This window comes from Streptomyces sp. NPDC005402, from assembly GCF_040606575.1.
In the GTDB taxonomy this organism is placed as follows: domain Bacteria; phylum Actinomycetota; class Actinomycetes; order Streptomycetales; family Streptomycetaceae; genus Streptomyces.
Genome location: NZ_JBEXFB010000029.1, coordinates 98,938 through 105,223 on the forward strand (window position 1 = coordinate 98,938; position 6,286 = coordinate 105,223).

General features: G+C 71.4%; 4 protein-coding genes. 2 read left to right on the forward strand and 2 right to left on the reverse strand.

Going from position 1 to position 6,286, the window contains the following annotated elements; all coding sequences use genetic code 11:
• Positions 1–35: 35 nt before the first annotated feature.
• On the forward strand, positions 36–2,474 hold the full coding sequence (locus ABZT02_RS38960) for an FAD-dependent oxidoreductase (protein ID WP_356026548.1): 2,439 nt from the start codon (positions 36–38) through the stop codon (positions 2,472–2,474).
• 30 nt (positions 2,475–2,504) lie between these two features.
• Here ABZT02_RS38960 and ABZT02_RS38965 read toward each other — a convergent pair whose 3' ends face one another.
• Both ABZT02_RS38965 and purU read right to left on the reverse strand, forming a co-directional pair.
• The gene (locus ABZT02_RS38965) at positions 2,505–3,296 is read right to left on the reverse strand and encodes an IclR family transcriptional regulator (RefSeq protein ID WP_356026550.1); all 792 of its coding nucleotides are present in this window, start codon (positions 3,294–3,296) and stop codon (positions 2,505–2,507) included.
• Positions 3,297–3,328: 32 nt separating this feature from the next.
• Positions 3,329–4,201 (reverse strand): formyltetrahydrofolate deformylase, encoded by an 873-nt coding sequence (purU, locus tag ABZT02_RS38970; RefSeq protein ID WP_356026552.1) that lies wholly within the window; start codon positions 4,199–4,201, stop codon positions 3,329–3,331.
• Between the two features lie 711 nt (positions 4,202–4,912).
• On the opposite strand from purU, the gene ABZT02_RS38975 reads away from it, so the two are divergent.
• Positions 4,913–6,010: a LacI family DNA-binding transcriptional regulator gene (locus ABZT02_RS38975; protein ID WP_356026554.1), complete on the forward strand. Its 1,098-nt coding sequence runs from the start codon at positions 4,913–4,915 to the stop codon at positions 6,008–6,010.
• Positions 6,011–6,286: the final 276 nt, after the last annotated feature.

Consider the following 6,286-nt stretch of genomic DNA (forward strand, 5'->3'; position numbering starts at 1 on the left):
GTTGCGTACAAAGCAACTTAACCGGAGGTGCGGCGATGGCGGGACCCCGAGTGGTCATCATCGGAGCGGGCGTCGTCGGCGCGGCACTGGCCGACGAGATCTCCGCGCGAGGCTGGACCGAGGTGACCGTGGTCGACCAGGGCCCGCTCCCGGCCACCGGAGGGTCGTCCTCGCACGCCCCGGGTCTGGTCTTCCAGGCCAACCCCTCCAAGACCATGACCGAGCTGGCCCGCTACACCGTCGAGAAGTTCTGCTCCCTCGACGTCGACGGACAGCCCTGCTTCCTCCAGGTCGGCGGCCTCGAAGTGGCGACCACCCCGGAGCGCGTGACGGAACTCCACCGGAGGCACGGCTGGCTCACGGCCTGGGGCGTCGAGTCGCGGGTCATCACCGCCGACGAGTGCGTCGCCATGCACCCTCTCGTCAACCGCGACCGGATCCTCGCCGGCCTCCACATCCCCACCGACGGCCTCGCCAAGGCCGTCCTCGCCGTCGAGGCGCAGATCCGCCGGGCCACCGAGCGCGGTGTCACCTTCCTGGACCGCCACGAGGTCCTCGACGTGCTCCGGGCCGACGGCGAGGTGACCGGCGTCCGCACCGACCAGGGTGATCTGCGGGCCGACATCGTCGTGTGCTGCGCCGGCATCTGGGGCCCCAGGATCGCCCGCATGGTCGGCATGAACCTCCCGCTCACCCCGCTCGGCCACCAGCTCGCCTGGACCGGTCCGGTCCCCGCGCTCGCGGGCCAGGCGGAGGAGGCGGTGCGCCCGATCCTGCGCCACCAGGACGCCGACCTGTACTACCGCGACCGTTACGACACCCTCGGCATCGGCTACTACGGCCACCGCCCCATGCCGATCACCGCCGACGAGATCCTCTCCGTCGACGAGGCCGAAGGGATGCCGTCGGTCCTGAAGTTCACCGAGGACGACTTCGCGGACGCCTGGACCGAGACGCAGTCACTGCTCCCGGCGACGAAGGACGCCAAGGTCGAGGAGGGCATCAACGGCCTGTTCTCCTTCACCACCGACGGCCTGCCCCTCCTCGGAGAGTCCCCGGACGTCAAGGGCTTCTGGGTCGCCGAGGCCGTCTGGGTCACCCACTCCGCCGGCGTCGGACGGGCCGTCGCCGAATGGCTGGTCGACGGCCACTGCTCCTCCTTCGACCTCCACGAGTGCGACGTCAACCGTTTCGAGCCGCACCAGCTCTCCCCGGAGTACGTACTGGCCCGCGACTGCCAGAACTTCGTCGAGGTCTACGACATCCTGCACCCGCTGGAGCCGTCCGGCGACCCGCGCCCGATCCGCACAAGCCCCTTCCACACCCGCCAACAGGAGCTGGGCGCCTTCTTCCTGGAGGCGAACGGCTGGGAGCGGCCGCACTGGTACGAGGCCAACGCGGGTCTGGTGGAAGGCCGTTCGATCGTCACCCCCAACGACTGGGCCGCACGGTACTGGTCGCCGATCGTCGGTGCCGAGGCCCAGGCCACCCGCGAGACCGTCGCGATGTACGACATGACGGCCCTCAAGCGCCTGGAGGTGAGCGGCCGGGGAGCCGCCGACCTCCTGGAGCGGTTGTGCACCGGCAAGGTCGCCAAGTCCGTCGGCTCGGTGACGTACACGCTGCTGCTGGACCACGACGGCGGCATCCGCAGCGACATCACCGTCGCACGGCTGGCCCCGGACCTCTTCCAGGTCGGCGCCAACGGCAACCTCGACCTCGACTGGTTCACCCGGCACCTCCCCGCCGACGGCACGGTCCAGGTCCGCGACATCACCCCCGGCACCTGCTGCATCGGCCTGTGGGGACCGCTGGCCCGGGATGTCCTCCAGCCGCTCACCGACGAGGATTTCTCGGCCGCGGGCCTGAAGTACTTCCGCGCCAAGCGCGCCCACATCGGGTCCGTCCCGGTGACCGCCATGCGCCTGTCGTACGTCGGCGAGCTCGGCTGGGAGCTGTACACCACCGCCGACCTGGGCCAGAAGCTGTGGGACACGCTGTGGCGGGCGGCGAAGCCGCTGGGCGGGATCGCCGCCGGACGGGGCGCCTTCAACAGCCTCCGCCTGGAGAAGGGTTACCGCTCCTTCGGCACCGACATGACCTACGAGCACGACCCCTACGAGGCCGGGGTCGCCTTCGCCGTCAAGGCCGACAAGGAGGACTTCGTCGGGAAGGCGGCGCTGGAGCGACGCGCGGCCGACGTACGGCGGAGGCTGACCTGCCTGACGATCGAGGACCCGCGGGCCGTCGTCATGGGCAAGGAGCCGGTGTACGACGGGCAGCGCGCGGTCGGCCACGTCACCAGCGCGGCCTTCGGATACACGATCGGCAAGGGCATCGCGTACGCCTGGCTGCCGGCGGAACTCGCGGTGACCGGCCGTGCGCTGCACATCGGATATTTCGACCAGCGCGTGGAGGCCGTGGTGGCGGAGGAGCCGCTGTTCGACCCGGCGATGTCCCGGCTTCGTGGCTAGCAGCGGCCGCCGCCCTCGCGTACCGGGGCCTCAGCCCACGTAGCCGAGCCGGTGGCTGAGTTCGTCGGCCGCCTCCACCAGCACCGGTGCCAGCTCGTGCATCCGCTCCTCGGTGAGACGGAAGGCGGGACCGGAGGCGGTGAGGGCGGCGACGACCTTGCCGTCGCCGGAACGCACCGGCGCCGCCATGGCGTTGAGGCCCTCCTCGTACTCCTCCACCGTCATGGCGTAACCCAGCTCGCGCACCCGGACCAGCTCCGCCTCCAGCTTCTGCCGGGAGGTCAGCGTGCGGGCTGTCATCCGTTCGAGCCCGGCCGCGTCGACGAGTTCGTCCCGGCGCTTCTCGGTGAGATGGGCGAGCAGGACCTTGCCGCTCGACGTGCAGTGCATCGGCGTCAGCCGGCCGACCCAGTTCTGCGCGGTGATGGCGGACCGGCCGCGCACCTGGTCGAGGTTGATCACATGGTGGGACTCCAGGACCGCGATGTTCATCGTCTCGCCGAGCCTGTCGGCGAGGCGCTCGCAGATCCCGCGGCCGTACTTGGTGACGTCGATGCGTCCGGTGACCGCTCCGGCCAGCCGCACGATCCCGAAGCCGAGGCGGTACTTCCCGCGCTCGCCCTCCTGCTCCACCATCCCGTGCGCCTCCAGCGCGCCGAGCAGACGGAACGCGGTGGACTTGTGGACGTCGATGGCCTCGGCCACTTCGCTGACGCCTGCCTCGCCGCGCAGGGCCAGGATCTCCAGCACGGTGACAGCCCGGTCGACGGACTGCACCCCGCCGCCGGACGTGCCCCCGGACTCGGTGCCGTTGTTGCTCATGGCGGAACCCTATGCGAACAGGTCAATACCGGTCAGCGGAAGACCACCGTGCGACGACCATTGATCATGACGCGGCTCTGGCTGTGCCACTCCACGGCCCGCGCGAGGACCTGCGCCTCTACGTCCCGCCCCAGGGTGACCAGACTCTCGGCGCCCTGGGCATGGCTCACGCGGATGACGTCCTGCTCGATGATGGGCCCCTCGTCGAGGTCCGGGGTGACGTAGTGGGCCGTGGCCCCGACGAGTTTCACGCCCCGCTCGTGCGCCTGGACGTAGGGCCGCGCGCCCTTGAAGCTCGGCAGGAACGAGTGGTGGATGTTGATCGCCCGGCCTTCGAGCTGCTTGCACAGGTCGTTCGACAGGATCTGCATGTAGCGGGCGAGGACCACGAGGTCGATGTCCAGCCGGTCGACGAGTTCGAGCAGCCGCGCCTCCGCGTCCGCCTTCGTCTCCGGGGTCACCGGAATGTGGTGGAAGGGGATGCCGTAGCTCTCGGCGAGCGGTGCGAAGTCCGGGTGGTTGGAGACGATCGCCGGCACCTCGATGCCGAGCGCGCCGGTGCGCTGCCGGAAGAGCAGGTCGTTCAGGCAGTGGCCGAACTTCGACACCATGATCAGTGTGCGGGTGGGGGTGGACGCGTTCCGCAGCTGCCAGGTGATCCGGTATGCCTCGCCGACCGGTGCGAAACCGGACCGCAGATCCTCCAGGGTGGTGCCCGGGTCCGAGACGTCGAAGTGCACGCGCATGAAGAAGCGGTCCTGGAGCCGGTCGTCGAACTGCTGGCTCTCCTGGATGTTCCCGGAGTGCCGGACCAGGAATCCGGTGACGGCGTGGACGAGGCCGGAGCGGTCCGGGCAGGACAGGGTGAGGACGAACTCGCGGTCGGGTTGCGGTCGAAGAGACACGGAGTCCTCCAGGGGCTGCGCAATACGCAACAGTGTGACTGATACGCAACATGGTCCCGGCTGGGGCGGCTCTCGGTCAAGGGTTCGCCTGCCGCGTTCCCCGCTCTTGGCGGTGGTGTGGGCCCGAGGGGACGGCACCAGCAAGGTACTCACGCCGCAGAGCCCGGCCGGCTCCTGCGGTCGCGCCGAGTGCGGTGCCTCGCCGGAGTGCGGGCGGGGCGTCGGGCCAGCCGCGCAGGGCGGCTTCAACACCGTCGGCGGCGTCAGTACCGGAGATCTCGCGAGCCCGGGCGACGACCCCTTCCGGGTGCACCAGCGCCCCGGTCGGCGTGCCGGGATCGTCGCTCACGCGGCTCACGCCTCCGTCCCAGACCGCCGGCGGGGGCGAGGTCGTGGCCGTGGTCGAACAGTCCGGGGCCGTCCCTCAGCCTCAGGTTGGGCGCGAACCGGCTGACCAGCGGATGGTGCCGGGCTGGTCGAAGCGCTGTGCGACCCCGGAGAGCTGGACTGCGTAGGTCGTGCCGTCCCGGGTGGCCCCCGGGCCTCGGGCACCGACGGGACGATCACCGTGCCGCATGCCACCGTGGCCACGCGCCGAGCCGACTGCGCAGATCCGACTACGCGGTCATGGCGGGCGGTCATAGAGGGCCGACAAGCCCTCGACCGGCCACTCTGGCTAGAATCTGAGCCGCCGGACATCGGGAGACGTCAATGACGCCAGTGGGAGGACAGGGCACGAGCCCTGGCGCGGCGCGCGCCGTGGATGTGGCCCGGCTGGCCGGCGTCTCGCAGAAGACGGTCTCCCGGGTCTTCAACGGCGAGCGGTACGTGTCGGAGGATGTCCGCGGGCGAGTTCTCCAAGCCGCGGAGGAACTCGGGTACCGGCTGAACAGCGCAGCCCGGGCCCTGGCCTCGGGACGCACCCGTTCGATCGGCGTGGTCACCCTCGGAACCGCCCTGTACGGTCCCGCCTCCCTGCTCATCGGCATCGAGCGGGCCGCCCGCGACGCGGGTTACGCGCTCCGGGTCGTCAACACGCTGGAGGGCGACCCGGCGGGCGTCGCCGGGGCGGTGGAGGCACTCCTCGAACAGGGCGTGGACGGCATCGTCGTGTCCGAACCGATCGACGAGGGTTCGGTGTCGCTCAGTGTCGGCGTCCCGGTGCTGGTCCTCGGGGCGCCCGCCGCCTTCGGTGGCCCACGAACCGTGGCCGCGGGCGTCGGCGCCGAGTCACTGGCCCGGGCGGCCACCGAACACCTGCTGGACCTCGGACATATGACGGTCCATCACCTGGCCGGCCCGCAAAGATGGTTCGCCGCCCGGGACCGCCTCCAGGGCTGGCGGGCGGCGCTCGCGGCACGGGACAGGCGGCAACCGCCCGTCATCGAGGGTGACTGGTCGGCCTCGTCCGGCTACGCGGCGGGCCACGAACTCGCCGCTGCCGGTGAGGCCACCGCGGTCTTCGCCGCCAACGACGACATGGCCATCGGTCTCATCCGCGCGCTCCTTGAAGCAGGCCTGCGGGTGCCGGAGGACGTGAGTGTCGTCGGCTTCGACGACGTCCCCGTCTCCGCCTATGTCACCCCCCCGCTGACCACCGTGCGCCAGCCCTTCGACGCCGTCGCCCGCGAAGGCCTCCGGCTCCTGGTGCAGGCCATCGAGAAACCGGACGCCGAGCCGGCACCGGCGAGCGACCCACCGGTCGAGCTCGTCGTACGCGCCTCGACGGCACCCCCGCCGAGAGGCGGGCGGCGTCCGGCCTCCGGCTCGCGCGACTCGGCGCAGGCGCCCTCGACCACCACCGACTGACCAAACCTCCCCGGTCTCGGGAGACGGTCTCTCCCGAGACCGGGGGATGAGCGGCCCGTGCGATGTGCCCGACGTCGTCCTGGAGGACGCGGGCGCGGCGGCGGACAAGGACACCCGCGGCGGACCGGCGAGTGGGTCGACGACAGCTCGACGGGAAGCCGGGATCCGTCAGGGGCCGGCGGCTCGTCCCGGCCCGCCGACCCCGGCCGGGGTACCGGCGGCGCCCCCGGGCGCCCCCCGAACCCCCCCCCGCCCCCCCCCCCCCCCCCCCCCCCC

What these genes read in the sequence shown, in the direction of transcription:
- ABZT02_RS38960 (WP_356026548.1), top strand. Translation starts at nt 36, where the DNA reads ATGGCGGGACCCCGAGTGGTCATCATCGGAGCGGGCGTCGTCGGCGCG.
- ABZT02_RS38965 (WP_356026550.1), bottom strand. Translation starts at nt 3,296, where the DNA reads ATGAGCAACAACGGCACCGAGTCCGGGGGCACGTCCGGCGGCGGGGTG.
- ABZT02_RS38975 (WP_356026554.1), top strand. Translation starts at nt 4,913, where the DNA reads ATGACGCCAGTGGGAGGACAGGGCACGAGCCCTGGCGCGGCGCGCGCC.